Source organism: Actinomadura geliboluensis (genome assembly GCF_005889745.1).
Lineage (GTDB): Bacteria > Actinomycetota > Actinomycetes > Streptosporangiales > Streptosporangiaceae > Spirillospora > Spirillospora geliboluensis.
Genome location: NZ_VCKZ01000746.1, coordinates 1 through 1,240 on the forward strand (window position 1 = coordinate 1; position 1,240 = coordinate 1,240).

Consider the following 1,240-nt stretch of genomic DNA (forward strand, 5'->3'; position numbering starts at 1 on the left):
CCCGCCCTGAGACCCGACGTGACCTGCGATGTTCGTTCCCGGGCCCAGGGGGTACCACACGGCTACGGAACGCCGTGCGCGTTCCCTCCGCCGTCCCGGCACAGGGGACCGTCAACGGACCGGGCGGCGCGAGCGATTTCGAGTCGAGGTCACACGATGGCTCACCAAGGGGACGATCGGCCGCGCTACGCCGCGATCGGCGAGCGGCTCACCGAGGAGTTCGACGGGGTGCACGGCGCCGACACGGTGGAGCGGTGCGTCTCCGCCGCGCGTTACGGAGCCGAAGAGGTGACGGGGTCGGCGCCGCCCGATCTCGTGGAGCGCATCGCGCGCCGCCACCTGGAGGTGCTCGCGACGGTCGCGGCCGAGAAGCGCCGCAAGGCGAGCCGGTCGTCGCTGGACAACGCGCCATAGCCGGCCGCGCACGTGCCACCGGCCGGGCTCCGCGGGGGCCTTCGGTGGCGGCAACGCGCTACATCCCTTGCTTTGCCGGTCGGACACGCTGTGCGAAACTGAACCGGGGTCCGTGAGTCGACGCTCCGGGAGGCAGCCGTGCCCGCAAAGAAGTACATGACATGGGCCGCGGTGGCCTTTGTGGCCTTCTACGTCATCCAGCAGCCGGACGGCGCGGCGCAGACCGTGGAGACGGCGGCCAACGGCCTCGCGTCCGCAGCCGGCTCCCTGGCCACCTTCGTCAACGCGCTCGCCTGAGGCCGGGATGAGACTCGTCACCCCCGGCGACTCGGCGCCCGCGTCGGTCAACAAGTACCTGCTCCCGCACGAGAACCAGGTGATCACGGTGCGGCGCCACCCGGCCGTGCTGATGGTCCCGGTCGGGCTCGTCCTCGGCGGCCTGATCATCGCGGGCGTGCTGAGCAACACCGTCGCCAGCGACGCGGGCAAGGTGATCAGCTGGATCTGGTGGGGCTGGCTGCTCCTGCTCGCCTGGTTCGTCTGGCGCGTCGCGGAATGGTCGGTCGACTACTTCGTCATCACCAACCAGCGGATGCTGCTGACCACGGGCCTGATCACCCGCAAGGTCGCGATGATGCCGCTGGCCAAGGTCACCGACATGAGCTTCAAGCGGACGATCGCGGGCCGCATGCTCGGCTACGGCGAGTTCATCCTGGAGTCCGCCGGCCAGGACCAGGCGCTCACCAACGTGGACTACCTGCCCTACCCCGAGCAGCTGTACCTCGAAGTCTGCGAGATGATCTTCCCGAACAAGAACCCGGAGCCG

The 1,240-nt window shown here is 69.7% G+C and carries 3 protein-coding genes; all 3 read left to right on the top strand.

Annotated features, from left to right (window positions below):
• Nucleotides 1-156: 156 nt before the first annotated feature.
• Complete coding sequence (locus tag ETD96_RS43990; RefSeq protein ID WP_138642380.1) at nucleotides 157-414, top strand: hypothetical protein; 258 nt, start codon at nucleotides 157-159, stop codon at nucleotides 412-414.
• A gap of 138 nt (nucleotides 415-552) precedes the next feature.
• On the top strand, nucleotides 553-711 hold the full coding sequence (locus ETD96_RS45650; protein WP_171069554.1) for a hypothetical protein: 159 nt from the start codon (nucleotides 553-555) through the stop codon (nucleotides 709-711).
• Between the two features lie 7 nt (nucleotides 712-718).
• A partial coding sequence (locus tag ETD96_RS43995; protein WP_138642381.1) for a PH domain-containing protein occupies nucleotides 719-1,240 on the top strand: 522 nt, incomplete at its 3' end.

Bases quoted from the DNA above. Each gene is read 5' to 3' on its own strand.
- ETD96_RS43990 (WP_138642380.1), top strand. From the start codon at position 157: ATGGCTCACCAAGGGGACGATCGGCCGCGCTACGCCGCGATCGGCGAG.